General features: G+C 67.4%; 11 protein-coding genes and 1 tRNA gene. 11 read left to right on the top strand and 1 reads right to left on the bottom strand.

Annotated features, from left to right (window positions below; translation table 11 throughout):
- Positions 1-19: 19 nt before the first annotated feature.
- The 11 genes from nuoN to pnp all read left to right on the top strand — a co-directional run bounded on the left by nuoN (position 20) and on the right by pnp (position 12,733).
- Positions 20-1,465: an NADH-quinone oxidoreductase subunit NuoN gene (gene nuoN / locus AC6CH2_RS01390; protein ID WP_435395783.1), complete on the top strand. Its 1,446-nt coding sequence runs from the start codon at positions 20-22 to the stop codon at positions 1,463-1,465.
- Between the two features lie 717 nt (positions 1,466-2,182).
- Positions 2,183-2,259 (top strand) — tRNA-Met (locus tag AC6CH2_RS01395).
- 279 nt (positions 2,260-2,538) lie between these two features.
- A complete protein-coding gene (rimP, locus tag AC6CH2_RS01400) occupies positions 2,539-3,135 on the top strand; it encodes a ribosome maturation factor RimP (RefSeq protein WP_435395784.1) in 597 nt (198 codons plus the stop codon).
- 76 nt (positions 3,136-3,211) lie between these two features.
- Entirely contained in the window at positions 3,212-4,699 is a 1,488-nt protein-coding gene (gene nusA / locus AC6CH2_RS01405) for a transcription termination factor NusA (protein WP_435395785.1), read from the top strand.
- Positions 4,700-4,906: 207 nt separating this feature from the next.
- Positions 4,907-7,549: a translation initiation factor IF-2 gene (gene infB, locus AC6CH2_RS01410; RefSeq protein ID WP_498267614.1), complete on the top strand. Its 2,643-nt coding sequence runs from the start codon at positions 4,907-4,909 to the stop codon at positions 7,547-7,549.
- A gap of 108 nt (positions 7,550-7,657) precedes the next feature.
- The gene (gene rbfA / locus AC6CH2_RS01415) at positions 7,658-8,065 is read left to right on the top strand and encodes a 30S ribosome-binding factor RbfA (RefSeq protein WP_498267615.1); all 408 of its coding nucleotides are present in this window, start codon (positions 7,658-7,660) and stop codon (positions 8,063-8,065) included.
- 275 nt (positions 8,066-8,340) lie between these two features.
- Positions 8,341-8,715 carry a GlcG/HbpS family heme-binding protein gene (locus AC6CH2_RS01420; RefSeq protein WP_498267616.1) on the top strand — a complete coding sequence of 125 codons (375 nt, stop codon included), beginning with the start codon at positions 8,341-8,343 and terminating at the stop codon, positions 8,713-8,715.
- Positions 8,699-9,631, top strand: a complete 933-nt coding sequence (gene truB, locus AC6CH2_RS01425) for a tRNA pseudouridine(55) synthase TruB (protein ID WP_498267617.1) — start codon at positions 8,699-8,701, stop codon at positions 9,629-9,631. Before AC6CH2_RS01420 ends, truB begins: the two co-directional genes overlap by 17 nt.
- 71 nt (positions 9,632-9,702) lie before the next feature.
- Positions 9,703-9,882: a hypothetical protein gene (locus AC6CH2_RS01430; protein WP_498267618.1), complete on the top strand. Its 180-nt coding sequence runs from the start codon at positions 9,703-9,705 to the stop codon at positions 9,880-9,882.
- Between the two features lie 225 nt (positions 9,883-10,107).
- Positions 10,108-10,368 (top strand): 30S ribosomal protein S15, encoded by a 261-nt coding sequence (gene rpsO, locus AC6CH2_RS01435; RefSeq protein ID WP_031370860.1) that lies wholly within the window; start codon positions 10,108-10,110, stop codon positions 10,366-10,368.
- Positions 10,369-10,624: 256 nt separating this feature from the next.
- Entirely contained in the window at positions 10,625-12,733 is a 2,109-nt protein-coding gene (gene pnp, locus AC6CH2_RS01440; RefSeq protein WP_498267619.1) for a polyribonucleotide nucleotidyltransferase, read from the top strand.
- Positions 12,734-12,815: 82 nt separating this feature from the next.
- Here pnp and AC6CH2_RS01445 read toward each other — a convergent pair whose 3' ends face one another.
- Complete coding sequence (locus tag AC6CH2_RS01445) at positions 12,816-14,339, bottom strand: discoidin domain-containing protein (RefSeq protein ID WP_498267620.1); 1,524 nt, start codon at positions 14,337-14,339, stop codon at positions 12,816-12,818.
- Positions 14,340-14,475 lie beyond the last annotated feature (136 nt).

Below are 14,475 nucleotides of genomic sequence, written 5' to 3' on the forward strand. Positions count from 1 at the left end.
TCCGCCAAGAGATTCACTAATGAACATGCCCGTACGGACCTTCGCCGACCTGATGCCCCTGCTGCCCGAACTGGTGGTGATCGTCGGCGCGTTCGCGCTGCTGATGCTCGATCTGTTCATCGAGGAGCGCAACCGCATCGTCTCCCACGTGTTCGCGATCGTCGTGGTCGCGGTGGCGACGGCGCTGATCGCCTTCGACGTCGGCGGGCAGGGCACAGTGCTCAGCGGCATGTTCGTGCGCGACACCGCCGCCGACGGCCTCAAGCTCGGCATCGGCGTGGTCGGCATCCTGTCGATGATCTACACCTGGCCCTACCTGCGCGCGCGCGGCCTGTACAAGGGCGAAGTCGCAGTGCTGATGCTGTTCGCGATCGCCGGCATGATGCTGCTGGTCTCGGCCGGCAGCCTGGTCATGGTCTACCTCGGCCTGGAAATGCTGGCCCTGTGTTCCTACGCGCTGGTCGCCGTGGACCGCGACAGCCCGCTGGCCTCGGAAGCGGCGATCAAGTACTTCGTGCTCGGCGCGCTGGCCTCGGGCCTGCTGCTGTACGGCCTGTCGCTGATCTACGGCGCCACCGGCAGCCTGATGCTCGACCAGATCGCGATCGCCGCCCAGGTCGGCCCGTCCTCGCTGATGATGATCACCGGCGTGGTGTTCGTGGTCGCCGGCATCGCCTTCAAGTTCGGCGCGGCGCCGTTCCACATGTGGCTGCCCGACGTCTATCAGGGCGCACCGACCCCGATCACCCTGTTCATCGGCTCGGCGCCCAAGCTGGCCGCATTCGGCATGACCTACCGCCTGCTCGAAGTCGGCGCGGCGGGGCAGGAGGACCACTGGCGCCTGCTGCTGGCCGGCCTGGCCGTGCTGTCGCTGGCGATCGGCAACCTCAGCGCGCTGGTCCAGACCAACCTCAAGCGCCTGCTGGCGTACTCGACCGTCTCGCACGTCGGCTTCCTGTTCCTCGGCATGGCCGGCGGCGGGTCGCAGGGCTTCGCCGCGGCGATGTTCTACGCGATCAGCTACGCGCTGATGTCGGCCGCCGCGTTCGCCGCGATCATCGTCATGTCCGGGCGCGGTTTCGAGGCCGACAGGATCGACGACTACAAGGGCCTCAACGCGCGCAGCCCGTGGCTGGCCGGCATGGTCCTGTGCGTGATGGCCTCGCTGGCCGGCCTGCCGCCGTTCCTCGGCTTCTGGGCCAAGCTGGCGGTGCTGAAGGCCGCTTTGCAGGGCGACATGCTGTGGCTGGCGATCGTCGGCATCGTGTTCGCGGTGATCGGCGCGTTCTACTACCTGCGCGTGATCAAGGCGATGTATTTCGACGAGCCCGACGGCAAGATGCCGGCGCCGAGCGACGACCGCCCGCTGCGCGTGGTGTTCGGCGTCAACGCGCTCGCGCTGCTGGCGCTCGGGCTGGCCTGGAACCCGATCATGGACTGGTGCATGCGCGCGTTCGCGGCCTGATCGGCGGCGGCACGCGAAACCGGCGAGGGTTTCGCCGACAGTTCCAGCATCGGGCCGGCTTTCGCCGGCCCGATGCGTTTACGGCAGGCGATTCCTGCGGCCGGCGGTCGAGCGATTGCATGGGTCCGAGCGCATCTCCGGCGAAGCGGGTAGCGGGGGCAGGATTCGAACCTGCGACCAGCCGGGGAGGCGAGGGGAGCTGCAGACGGCATCGAAAGCACTGCGCCGGGTTCGTTCTTTTTTGGGGCTCCGGGTTTACCTCTGCGACGGCGTCGCCCGCGCCTGCGTTCTTGCCGTCATCCCACGCAGGCGGGCTCCGCTTTATTTCGGCGTAGCCGAACAGCCACCGCAGTTCGTGCGAGAACGCCTGGAGCCTGCGGTCCGGCCAAGCCGCATGGCGCCTCGGCGTTCATGGATACGCGTGCCCGCGGGGGCTGGCGAGTAGGTGGCACCACGGCGCAAGGGCGCTGCGACCAGCCCCTGCAAGGCCTGGGGTTGAAAATGGCGACAGCGTTTTACCCGCGCCCGGACCGATTGCAACGCTCATCGCAGAAAAGACTTGAAAATATTTGAATGCGCATTAAGATTGCGGCCTGCACCAACGCCGCGAAGTCCCCAGGGACGCCACCGGTTCTGTTGCAGCGGTAAGCGGCAATCATGAAGATCTGATTGCAGGCTTGCAGAAAGTAACGCCGGCCGTTATGATGGTCGGCCTGATGCGGGGTGGAGCAGTCTGGCAGCTCGTCGGGCTCATAACCCGAAGGTCGCAGGTTCAAATCCTGCCCCCGCTACCAGCTTCGGCTGGCGAATCGAAAGCCTCTCTAGAGGCTTTCTTTTTTGGCCGCGAAGCTCGGGCTTTGTGATCGCGCTCTGCTCGCGCGAACACACCGAAATCCAGTTGTACGGACAAGGGGCCCGATGGGCCCCTTGTTGTTTTTGGGTTTCCGGAAAGCCCGGTTTCGAACCGCGTCCCGCGTTCATGCGCTGGCGGACCGCGAAACCGGTGGCAGCGGAAACAGGACGTATCGAAGATTGGTCAGACCAGTCGCAACCCGAGTCAGGAGTCAAGGCGCGTGACGGACAAGGCAACGCAAATCGCTGCATTGCTCGCCCCGACGGTGGAGTCGTTGGGCGTGGAATTGCTCGGCGTGGAATATCTGCCGGCCGCCGGCAATGCCGTGCTGCGCATCTATATCGACGTGCCCGCCGCCGAGGCCGCCGCCGGCGCCGATGGCGCCGAACCGCGTTCGGTGTCGATCGAGGACTGCGAGGCGGTGAGCCGCGAAGTGTCTGCGCAGCTCGACGTCGAAGATCCGATCAGCAGCAATTACACCCTCGAAGTGTCGTCGCCGGGCATCGACCGTCCGCTGTTCGCCCTCGAGCATTACCGCCGCCTGATCGGCGAGACGGTCAAGGTCGCGCTCAAGCTGCCGCAAGAGGGCCGTCGCCGCCTGCAGGGCCGGATCGACGCCGTCGAAGGCGAGCAGGTCGTGTTCACGGTCGAGGCCGCCACCTTCACGGTGCCGTTCTCGAACATCGACAAGGGCCGCCTGGTGCCGGATTGGGCCGCGCTCGGCCTGGCTCCGAGCAAGGGCGAGCCGCAAGGCGCGCCGGCCAAGGGCCGACCCAAGAACAAGTCCTCGAAGGCCAAGCCTTCGAAGAAGAAGTGATCGGAACGATTCAGATTCAGCCAATTACCAATCCCAATAGCCGGCGGCTGCGAGCCGACCCGTGCGGAGTGACGAAATGAGCAAGGAACTGTTGCTGGTAGTGGACGCGGTGGCCAACGAGAAGGGCGTGCCGCGCGAAGTGATCTTCGAGGCCATCGAGGCCGCGCTGGCTTCGGCCGCGAAGAAGCGCTACCACGATGAGGACGTGCTGGTCCGCGTCAGCATCGACCAGAAAGACGGCAACTACGAAACCTTCCGCCGCATGGAAGTCGTCGCCGACGACGTAGTCATGGAGTCGCCGGACCGCCAGATCCGCCTGATGGACGCGATCGACGAGGTCGAGGGCGTCGAAGTCGGCGATTACATCGAAGAGCAGATCGAGAACCCGGATTTCGGCCGCATCGCCGCCCAGGCCGCCAAGCAGGTCATCGTCCAGCGCGTGCGCGAAGCCGAGCGCGCCCAGGTCGTCGACCAGTGGAAGGACCGCGTCGGCGAGCTGGTCACCGGCATCGTCAAGCGGGTGGAGCGCGGCAACATCTACGTCGACCTGGGCGGCAACGCCGAGGCGATCATCCCGAAGGACAAGGGCATCCCGCGCGACGTGCTGCGCGCCGGCGACCGCGTGCGCGGCTTCCTGTTCGACGTGCGCACCGAGCCGCGCGGCCCGCAGCTGTTCATCAGCCGCGCCGCTCCCGAATTCATGATGGAGCTGTTCAAGCTCGAAGTGCCGGAAGTCGGCCAGGGCCTGGTCTCGATCAAGGCCTGCGCCCGCGATCCGGGCGACCGCGCCAAGATCGCCGTGCTCGCCCACGACAACCGCACCGATCCGATCGGCGCCTGCATCGGCATGCGCGGTTCGCGCGTGCAGGCGGTGTCCAACGAGCTCAACGGCGAGCGCGTCGACATCGTGCTGTGGTCGGACAACCCGGCCCAGTTCGTCATCAACGCGATGGCGCCGGCGGAAGTGCAGTCGATCATCGTGGACGAAGAAAAGCATTCGATGGACCTGGCCGTGGCCGAAGACCGCCTGGCCCAGGCGATCGGCAAGGGCGGCCAGAACGTGCGCCTCGCCAGCCGCCTGTCGGGCTGGCAGCTCAACGTCATGACCCAGGACCAGGTCACGGCGAAGTCCGAGGCCGAACAGAACTCGGCCCGCCAGCTGTTCCAGGACAAGCTCGAGGTCGACGAGGAAATCGCCGGCATCCTGGTCTCGGAAGGCTTCAGCACGGTCGAGGAAATCGCCTACGTGCCGGTCGGCGAGCTGCTGGCGGTGGAGGGCTTCGACGAGGACATCGTCGAGGAACTGCGCGCCCGCGCCCGCGACGCCCTGCTCAACGAGGCGCTGGCCGCCGAGGAAGAGCTCGACGAGCACCAGCCGGCCGCCGATCTGCTGTCGCTGGAGGGCATGGACGAATCGCTGGCCTTCACGCTCGCCTCGCGCGGCGTGGTCACCCGCGACGACCTGGCCGACCTGGCGACCGACGAGTTGACCGATATCGAAGGCGTCGACGAGGAACGTGCCGCCGCCCTGATCATGGAAGCGCGCAAGCACTGGTTCGAATGAGGTGACACACGCCGCAAGAGGCTCAAAGAGCGTCTTGCGGCACACCGAGACCGGCCTGGCCGGCCTCGGATTCGCAGGATCGGGCATCGGCCCGGTCCGCGGGCAGGCCAAAAAGGTCTGCGCGAGCCGGTCGTGCGGCGCGCGCGGAGCTAGAATGGCGCCATCACGCGCGGGACTCGTCCCGCGCCACGAGGACACGGAAACCGAATGTCGCAGCAAACCACCATCCGCAAGCTGGCCGAACTGGTGAATACGCCGGTCGAGAAGTTGCTGGAACAGCTGGCCGAGGCCGGCATGAAGTTCAGCGGCCCCGACCAGGTCGTCACCAGCATCGAAAAAGTCAAGCTGCTCGGCTTCCTCAAGCGCGCTCACGGCAAGGCCGACAAGCCGGCCGAGACCGACGAGGCAGCCAAGAAGATCACGCTCAACCGCAGCCGCAAGCAGGAGATCACCGTCGGCGGCGGCAAGAACCGCACCACCGTCGACGTGGTCGTGCGCAAGAAGGTGACGTTGGTCAAGCCGAGCGAATCCGGCCAGTCCATCTCGCCGGACGACGAGCGCGCCGAGATCCTGCGCAAGCTCGAAGAGTCCAAGCAGCGCAACCTTGCCGAACAGCAGCGCCTGGCCGCAGACGACCAGCGTCGCGCCGACGCGGCCGATGCGGCGCGTCGCGCCGCCGAGGAGGCCGCGCGCGCCAAGGCCGAGCAAGCCGAGGAAGAGCAGAAGACCAAGCTCGCCGACGCCAGCGTCGTCGTCGCAGCCGCCGAAGCGGCCGCCGACACGACCACGGCCGTGCGTAAGCCGCCGACCGCCCACGGTCACGGCCATCCGAAGCCGGCCGCGCCGGCTCCGGCCCGGGTCGACCATAACGCGCCGCGCCACAAGACCCGCGGCTCGCACGCGATGGTCGCCGGCGTCGAGGACGACGATGCGGCCAACCGCTTCGCCGGCCAGCTGCACCTGAGCGCTTCCGACCGCGCCCGCCGCACCAGCAGCTCGCGCGGCAAGTCGCGGCCGCAGCCGCGCCGCCAGTCCGAGCAGGCGCGCTCCGGCGGCGGCCAGCACGGCTTCTCGCGTCCGACCGCGCCGATCGTGCGCGAAGTCGCGATCGGCGAGACCATCACGGTCGCCGACCTGGCCCAGAAGCTCGCCCTCAAGGGCGGCGACGTGGTCAAGGCGCTGTTCAAGATGGGCGTCATGGCGACCATCAACCAGAGCATCGACCACGACACCGCCGCGCTGGTGACCGAAGAGCTCGGCCACACCGTGGTGCGCACCAACGCCAACGCCGCCGAGGACGCGCTGATCGCGCACGCCGAGGAAGTGCAGGGCGACAAGGTCGCGCGTCCGCCGGTGGTGACCATCATGGGTCACGTCGACCACGGCAAGACCTCGCTGCTCGATTACATCCGCCGCACCAAGGTCGCCTCGGGCGAAGCCGGCGGCATCACCCAGCACATCGGCGCGTACCACGTCGAAACCGCGCGCGGCGTGATCAGCTTCCTGGACACCCCGGGCCACTCCGCCTTCACTTCGATGCGCGCGCGCGGCGCCAAGCTGACCGACATCGTGGTGCTGGTCGTGGCCGCCGACGACGGCGTCATGCCGCAGACCAGGGAAGCCGTGCAGCACGCCAAGGCGGCCGGCGTGCCGCTGATCGTGGCGATCAACAAGATCGACAAGTCCGGCGCCGACCCGCTGCGGGTCAAGAACGAACTGCTCGCCGAGGGCATCGTGGCCGAAGATTTCGGCGGCGATACCCAGATGGTCGAGCTGTCGGCGAAGACCGGCGACGGCGTCGACGATCTGCTCGACGCGATCTCGCTGCAAGCCGAAGTGCTGGAACTGCGTGCGGTGCCGATCGGCCGCGCCACCGGCACGGTGATCGAATCCGCGCTCGACAAGGGCCGCGGCCCGGTCGCGACGGTGCTGGTCCAGCAGGGCCAGCTCAAGAAGGGCGACTACCTCGTCTGCGGCGTGCAGTACGGCCGCGTGCGTGCGCTGTTCGACGAGACCGGCAGCCAGGTCCAGGAAGCGGGTCCGTCGATCCCGGTGCAGGTGCTCGGCCTGTCCGGCGTGCCGGATGCCGGCGATGACTTCGTGGTCGTCGAGGACGAGCGTCTGGCCAAGGACGTCGCCCAGCAGCGCGACGCCAAGCGCCGCGAGTCGCGCCTGGTCGCCGCCGCGGGCAACCGCATGGAAGACATCATGGCCCAGATGGGCAAGGGCGAGGGCCAGCTGAGCCTCAACCTGGTCATCAAGGCCGACGTGCAGGGCTCGGTCGAGGCGTTGCGCCAGTCGTTGATGGCGCTGTCCAACGACCAGATCCGCATCAACGTGATCAGCTCCGGCGTCGGCGGCATCACCGAGTCCGACGCGAACGCGGCGGCTACGGCCAAGGCCACGGTGATCGGCTTCAACGTCCGCGCCGACGCCTCCGCGCGCCGCATCATCGAAGGCAACGGCGTCGACCTGCGCTACTTCTCGATCATCTATGACGTGATCGACCAGGTGAAGCAGGTGGCTTCGGGCATCCTCGGCGTGGAAATCCGCGAAGAGATCATCGGCATCGCCGAAGTGCGCGACGTGTTCCGCAGCTCCAAGTTCGGCGCGGTCGCCGGCTGCATGGTGGTCGAAGGCGTGGTCAAGCGCAGCAAGCCGATCCGCGTGTTGCGCGACAACGCCGTGGTGTTCGAGGGCGAGCTGGAATCGCTGCGCCGCTTCAAGGAGAACGTCGACGAAGTCCGCAACGGCACCGAATGCGGTATCGGCGTGAAGGCTTACAACGACGTCAAGCCGGGCGATCAGATCGAGTGCTTCGAGCGCATCGAAGTGCAGCGCACGCTGTAATGAGGCCGGGATTCGTGATTCGGGATTCGGGATTCGCGAAGGCGGGTCCCGAATCTCCGGCTCCTTCGCTCCGTTTCTGCGAATCCCCAATCTCCAATTTCGAATCTCATGCCTAACAAATCGTTCCATCGCACCGACCGCGTTTCCGCCCAGCTCCGCCGCGAACTGGGCACGCTGGTGCACGAGGCCGTGCGCGAGCACAACCTGCCGTCGGTCAGCGTGTCCGACGTCGAGGTCTCGCGCGACCTGGCCCACGCCAAGGTGTTCGTGACCGCGCTGCAGGCCGAGCGTTCCAAGGAGGCGGTCAAGGCGCTCAAGGAACTCTCGCGCGAGCTGCGCTACCAACTGGGTCGGGCGATGAAGCTGCGCCACGTGCCCGAACTGCATTTCCATTACGACGATTCGGTCGATCGCGGCGAGCGCATCGGCATCCTGCTGCGCGATCTGCCGCCGCTGGAAGCCGGGCAGGCCGACGGCGAAGCCAGCGACGCCGACGGCGACGCCAAGCCCGAGTAACAAGCCCAAGGAACAAGCCCGAATAAGCGCCGGCGAGGGCGCATGGTTGCGGCCTGCCTCGCGGCGGCGCTCCGGTCGCCACCCGCAGGGCCCGTTCCTGGCGGCGCTGGCGACGAGCACTGCCGGCGCCTCGCGCCGGCATGCGGCCGCAGTCCGCGCGGCGATTTCCTTCTATCTCTCCTTCCCATCTTTCTTGCCCGAGCAGGAGCCCCCGCATGTCGCAGCCACCGCCGCGTTACGGCGCGCCGATCCCGCTGGCGAACGCCGCGCGGGTCATGCGCGCGGCCCAGGCCGAGGCCGAACGCCTGCAATGGCCGCTGGTCACCGCCATCGTCGACGGCGGCGGCCATCCGGTGATGTTGCACAAGCTCGATCAGGCGCAATATGGCAGCATTCCCGTGGCACAGGCCAAGGCCGAAACGGCGCTCAGGTTCCGCCGTCCGACCAAGGCGTTCGAAGACGCGGTCGCCGTCGGCGGGTTGGGCTTGCGGCTGCTCGGCATCGATGGTCTGTCGCCGTTGGAGGGCGGGCTGCCGCCGATCGTGGGCGGCGAGGTGATCGGTGCGATCGGCGTATCCGGTACGCATTCGGTTCAGGACGCGCAGATCGCGCAGGCAGGGGCGGACGGTTTGCTTGAACACCACGCGTAAACGCAATTGGCGCAACGTCGACGGCCTGCTGCTGCTCGACAAGCCCCCCGGCATCAGCTCCAACCAGGCGCTGCAGCAGGCACGGCATCTGTTCCGCGCAGAAAAAGGCGGCCACACCGGCAGCCTCGACCCGCTCGCGACCGGCCTGTTGCCGCTGTGCTTCGGCGAAGCGACCAAGATCGCCGGGCTGCTGCTCGGCGCGCGCAAGGCCTACAGCGCCACTGCGGTGCTCGGCCTGACCACCGACAGCGACGACGCCGATGGCGCGCCGTTGCTCGAACGCGCCGTGCCCGAATTCGACGACGCGGCGATCGAAACGGCCCTGGCGCCGTTGCGCGGCCCGATCCGCCAGCGCGCGCCGATCTACTCGGCGCTCAAGCAAGGCGGCGAGCCGCTGTACGCCAAGGCGCGCCGCGGCGAAGTCATCGAGGCGCCCGAGCGCGACGTCGTCGTTCATTCCCTGAGCGTGACCGGCCGCGACGGCCCGCGCCTGGAACTGCATATCGAATGCGGTTCCGGCACCTACGTGCGCAGCCTGGTCCGCGACCTCGGCGAAGCGCTCGGCTGCGGCGCCCACGTCGCGACGCTGCGCCGGCTCTGGGTCGAACCGTTCATGCAGCCGCGCATGATCACCCTAGACGCGTTGCGCGAACTGGCCGAGCAGGGCAGCGACCCCGCCCTCGACGCCTGCCTGCTGCCGATCGAGGCCGGCCTGACCGGTTTCGGCCGGGTCAGCCTGGATGCGAGCGCGGCCGAGCGCCTCGGCCACGGCCAGGCGGTCGGCTGCGAGCCCGGCGAGCCGGGCCTGGTCGCGGTGTTCGGCGAGGCCGGGCGCTGCCTGGGCCTGGGTTTGCGCCAGGCCGAGGGCCGGCTGCAGCCGCAGCGCCTGTTCCGTTGGGCGGCGCAGGGCGGCTGAGCGGCTCCGAGCCGGATGCTGCGAATGGTGGACTCGCGCCAGGAGGCGACGCGGCGAACAAGCTCGGGACGATGTCTATGCGCTGCGCGGCGGCCACGGTCGTCGACCTGGTCAGCCTGCGCAAGGCCCAGGGGCAGTGGCGGCTGCAGCCGGGGCTCGAAGCCCAGGTCATGATCGACGACCTCAAACAGGCGCGCATGCGCGATCTCGGCAGAAAGGCTGAACGGACGCCGGGCGAAGCCGGCGACTGACCGGCGCGCGCCGTATCGGCCGCGGATGCGCCGAATCATTGGCCCACAGGTCGCATTCACCGCCGCGGGCTGGTACAATCCCGCCGCTTTTCAAGCACTTCCAAACGGGACCTGCTTGGGCGGCAACCCTTAACTTAAGCAAGCGGCGGGCCAGGCGGTGCGTCGGAGCGATTTTCTCGCGACCGATTCGCTTCTGCGGGCCCCGCGTCTATAGAGAACACAGTCATGTCGATCGACACCAGCAAGATCATTGAAGACAACAAGCGCGGCGCTGCCGACACCGGTTCGCCGGAAGTCCAGGTCGCCCTGCTCACCGCCCGCATCGAGTTGCTCACCGGCCACTTCAAGCAGCACAAGCAGGACCACCACAGCCGCCGCGGCCTGCTGATGATGGTCAACCGTCGTCGCAGCCTGCTTGACTACCTCAAGCGCAAAGACGGCGATCGCTACAAGGCTCTGATCGAAAAGCTCGGTCTGCGCCGCTAACCGGACACCCAACCGCGGCGCAGCGATGCGCCGCGGTTTGTTTTGGCGGGGATGAAAACCCGCGTGGCGTTGCAGGAGGCAACGCCGCCTGCGCTCGATGAGCGCATGGCTTCGACCTGGCGAAACCGGGTCACGTGCCACGCGGCCGGTCGGACCGGCGCAACGCACACCCACCTATTGGTCGCCGGCGCCGGCGGCCGACCGGAGCGGGGCAAGGGCCCCGACCGGAACGCATAGATACCGAAGGAACCCACCCGTGGCAAAAATTACCAAGACCTTCCAATACGGCAACCATCAGGTGACCCTGGAGACCGGCGAAATCGCCCGTCAGGCCGGCGGCGCCGTCATCGTGAAGATGGAGGACACCGTATTGCTGGTGACGGCCGTCGCCGCCAAGAGCGCGCGCGAAGGCCAGGACTTCTTCCCGCTCACCGTGGATTACCAGGAGAAGTTCTACGCCGGCGGTCGCATCCCGGGCGGCTTCTTCAAGCGCGAAGGCCGGGCGACCGAGAAGGAAACGCTGATCTCGCGCCTGATCGACCGTCCGATCCGTCCGCTGTTCCCGGAGGACTACCGTAACGAAGTCCAGATCATCGCCACGGTCATGTCGATGAATCCGGAAATCGACGGCGACATCCCGGCCCTGATCGGCGCCTCGGCCGCGCTCGCGCTGGCCGGCACCCCGTTCCAGGGCCCGATCGGCGCGGCCAAGGTGGGTTACAAGAACGGCCAGTACCTGCTCAACCCGACCGCCGCCGAGCTGGCCGAGTCCGAGCTCGAGCTCGTCGTCGCCGGCACCTCGAACGCGGTGCTGATGGTCGAATCCGAAGCCAAGATGCTGTCCGAGGACGTCATGCTCGGCGCGGTGATGTTCGGCCATCGCGAAATGCAGAAGGTCATCAACATCATCAACGAGCTCGTCGTCGAAGCCGGCACCAAGCCGTCGACGTGGGAAGCTCCGGTCAAGAACGAAGCGCTGATCGCCGCGCTCAAGGAAGCCGTGGGCGACCAGCTCGTCTCGGCGTTCCAGGTGCGCGACAAACTGCAGCGCCGCGACGCCATCGGCGCGATCAAGAAGGACGTGCTGCAGCGCCTGGCCGGCCGCGCCGAAGCCGACGGCTGGAGCACTTCGGAGCTGTCGAAGGAATTCGGCGAGCTCGAATACCAGACCATGCGCAACTCGGTGCTCGACACCAAGGTCCGCATCGACGGCCGCGCCCTCGACACCGTGCGCCCGATCGCCTCGCGCGTCGGCGTGCTGCCGCGCACCCACGGCTCCTCGCTGTTCACCCGCGGCGAGACCCAGGCCATCGTGGTCGCCACCCTCGGCACCGCGCGCGACGGCCAGATCATCGACGCCGTCTCGGGCGAGTACAAGGAACATTTCCTGTTCCATTACAACTTCCCGCCTTACTCGGTCGGCGAAGCCGGTCGCATGATGGGCCCGAAGCGCCGCGAAATCGGCCACGGCCGCCTCGCCAAGCGCGGCGTGCTCGCGGTCATGCCGACGATGGAAGAATTCCCGTACACCATCCGCATCGTCTCGGAGATCACCGAGTCGAACGGTTCGTCCTCGATGGCTTCGGTCTGCGGCAGCTCGCTGGCGCTGATGGACGCCGGCGTGCCGATCAAGGCGCCGGTCGCCGGCATCGCGATGGGCCTGGTCAAGGAAGGCGACAACTTCGTCGTCCTGTCGGACATCCTGGGCGATGAAGATCACCTCGGCGACATGGACTTCAAGGTGGCCGGCACCGCCGAAGGCATCTCGGCGCTGCAGATGGACATCAAGATCCAGGGCATCACCGAAGAGATCATGAAGGTCGCGCTGGGCCAGGCGAAGGCCGGCCGTCTGCACATCCTCGGCGAGATGGCTCACGCCCTCACCGAGTCGCGCACCGAGCTGTCCGAGTACGCGCCGCGCCTGCTGACCATGAAGATCCACCCGGACAAGATCCGCGAAGTGATCGGCAAGGGCGGCTCGACCATCCAGGCGATCACCAAGGAAACCGGCACCCAGATCGACATCCAGGACGACGGCACCATCGTCATCGCTTCGGTCAACGCCGCCGCCGCGCAGGCCGCGAAGGCGCGCATCGACCAGATCGTGTCCGACGTCGAGCCGGGCCGCATCTACGAAGGCAAGGTCGCCAAGATCATGGACTTCGGCGCCTTCGTGACGATCCTGCCGGGCAAGGACGGTCTGGTCCACGTCTCGCAGATCTCCAACGAGCGCGTCGAGAAGGTCAGCGACAAGCTCAAGGAAGGCGACGTGGTCAAGGTCAAGGTGCTGGAAGTCGACAAGCAGGGCCGCATCCGCCTGTCGATGAAGGCCGTCGAAGAAGGCGAGGGCGTCGCCGCCGAGTAATCGGCACGCGCGCAACGTCGGATTCGAGAAAAGCGGGCTTCGGCCCGCTTTTCTTTTGTGCGGTTTCGTTACGTGTGCGCCATCAGTGCTCGAGCACGCTCACGCTGGTCACGTACTGCGAGTCGGCGGTCCACGGCGAGGGGTTGCCTACGCCGAGGCCGACCTGCAGGGTCTTGCCGGCGATGTTGCCCAGATCGAAATAACGCATCGGCACCAGCGCGCCCGGGCACCAACTGCGCGGGTTGGTGGTGGTGTTGTTGCGGAAGATGCCCGGGTTGCCGCGCGGGCTGAACTGCTCGTAGCTCGCGCAATCGATCCTGGTGCTGAAGGTGGCGATCTGCGCGCCGTTGAGTTTTACCGCGATGTCGGTGTGGGTGTATTCCTGGCCGCCGCTGGAAGCCCCGTAGCCGGCGATGCTGACGGCGAGGGTGGCGATGCCCAGGTTGGCGGTGTGCGAGACCGTGGCGGTGGCGATGCTGTCGTCTTTTTCCGACGAGCGCGACAGCAGGCCGATCACATCCGGGTCGCTGCCGGGCGTCAGCGCCTGGGTCGAGACCAGCGCCAGCGAATACTTGAAGCCGACCTCGGCGATCGCCGGATCGGTCACGCCGTGCTGTTCGCAGGCGTCGCCGCCGTATTGCGGGTTGGCGCCGCCGCTGATGCCGACCCAGATGTCGCGGTCGGGGTTGGCCAGCGCGGCCGCATACGGGTTCATCGGCGCATCGGGGTAGACGCGGGTCGCCTTGCTGCCCTGCCACATGTCGCTGAACGGCGAAATGAAATCGGTGAAGGTCACTCGCGGCGTGTCGACGGTCGGCGTGACGCCTTTCGGCGTGCTGATGAAGAAGGCCGAGGCGAAGCGATCGTAGGGATCGCACTGGGCGTGGTAGGTGATGCGCAGGGCGACGTCGTCGCCGACCCTGGCCTTCTCGGCGTCGCTGAGCTTGCGGGCGTACTCGGTGCCGCGCTTCCACATCAGCACGCCCGCAGGCGGCGTGTAGGTGGTCGGCTCGGTGCTGCGGTAGATGCCGAACTGCGGCACCTGGTCGAGTACCTGCACCAGTTTCTCGCTCGCCGGCGGCGCGTCGTGGACTTCGAACTCGTAGATGCGCGCGGCCGTGTCGCTGCCCTGGGTCGGCGTGGCGATGTCGAGGCGGACGTAGCGCGCGCTGGTCGCCGCGACCGGGTGGATGCTGACGTTGGCGCTGTTGTTGCTCACGCTGACCGCGGTGGTCCAGGCACTGCCGTTGGCCGAGGTCTGGATGCTGAAGTTCTTGCTGTTGAACGATGCGGGCTCGCCGCCGGCGCCGGCATGCCTGACGACGAAGCTCGATATCGAGCGGCTGGCGCCGAGGTCGACCTGCAGCCAACGTTTGCTGGCCGAGGAGCAGAACTTGTCGCTGTTGCCGCCGGCAGTGCTGCCGTTGAAGGCTTTCGCCGGCGCTTCGTTGGCGTTGCAGGCGGCCGAACCGGTGGCGGGCCGGTTCAAGGCGAGGTTGGCGGCCGAGGCGGTGCCGGCGAAACCCAGGCACAGCAGCAGGCTCGCGAACGGCAGGGCCGGGTGCAGGATCGGCCGGGGTAGTGGAGCGCTCAATCTCGATGGCATGAGGATGTCCTTGAGTGTGCGAAGGAGGCCGGCTCGACGATCGGCCGCCGCGACGGTCGCGCGGCGAGGGGCGAATCGGGCGGCCCGAAAACCGCGGGGGCCGCCGCGGCGGAGATCGAATGGTTTAGATCGATCC

Source organism: Lysobacter sp. GQ73 (assembly GCF_059758755.1).

What these genes read in the sequence shown, in the direction of transcription:
- nuoN (WP_435395783.1), top strand. Translation starts at nt 20, where the DNA reads ATGAACATGCCCGTACGGACCTTCGCCGACCTGATGCCCCTGCTGCCC.
- nusA (WP_435395785.1), top strand. Translation starts at nt 3,212, where the DNA reads ATGAGCAAGGAACTGTTGCTGGTAGTGGACGCGGTGGCCAACGAGAAG.
- infB (WP_498267614.1), top strand. Translation starts at nt 4,907, where the DNA reads ATGTCGCAGCAAACCACCATCCGCAAGCTGGCCGAACTGGTGAATACG.
- rbfA (WP_498267615.1), top strand. Translation starts at nt 7,658, where the DNA reads ATGCCTAACAAATCGTTCCATCGCACCGACCGCGTTTCCGCCCAGCTC.
- AC6CH2_RS01420 (WP_498267616.1), top strand. Translation starts at nt 8,341, where the DNA reads ATGCGCGCGGCCCAGGCCGAGGCCGAACGCCTGCAATGGCCGCTGGTC.
- AC6CH2_RS01430 (WP_498267618.1), top strand. Translation starts at nt 9,703, where the DNA reads ATGTCTATGCGCTGCGCGGCGGCCACGGTCGTCGACCTGGTCAGCCTG.
- rpsO (WP_031370860.1), top strand. Translation starts at nt 10,108, where the DNA reads ATGTCGATCGACACCAGCAAGATCATTGAAGACAACAAGCGCGGCGCT.
- AC6CH2_RS01445 (WP_498267620.1), bottom strand. Translation starts at nt 14,339, where the DNA reads ATGCCATCGAGATTGAGCGCTCCACTACCCCGGCCGATCCTGCACCCG.